This window comes from Catellatospora sp. KI3 (assembly GCF_029948125.1).
Classification (GTDB): domain Bacteria; phylum Actinomycetota; class Actinomycetes; order Mycobacteriales; family Micromonosporaceae; genus Catellatospora.
Genome location: NZ_JASAMB010000086.1, coordinates 1 through 352, shown reverse-complemented (window position 1 = coordinate 352; position 352 = coordinate 1). Strand labels below are relative to the sequence as shown.

Below are 352 nucleotides of genomic sequence, written 5' to 3'. Positions count from 1 at the left end.
TACAACATCGGCCTGGCCTGCGGCCCGTCCGGGCTGGCCGTGGTCGACCTGGACGTGCTCAAGCCCGGCCGGGAACTGCACGATCCGTGGGCCGACTACACCCACGGCGCCGACGTGCTCGACACCCTCATGGACCAGGCGGGCGCCGTCATGGCCCGCACGCGTACCGTGACCACCCCCAGCGGTGGCCTGCACCTCTACTACCGGCACCCCAGCGGGCCGCAGCTGCGCAACACCGCCGGGCGGCTCGGGCCGCTGGTCGACAGCCGAGCCCACGGCGGCTACGTCGTAGCCGCAGGCAGCGTCATCGACGGCGTCCCGTACGCCGTCTGCGTAGACCTGGTGCCGGTCG

Annotated in this window: 1 protein-coding gene; it reads left to right on the top strand. The window is 73.0% G+C overall.

What is annotated here, in order from left to right; all coding sequences use genetic code 11:
• Nucleotides 1–352: bifunctional DNA primase/polymerase (locus QEZ54_RS36300; RefSeq protein WP_281309323.1), on the top strand; the 352-nt coding region annotated here is incomplete at both ends.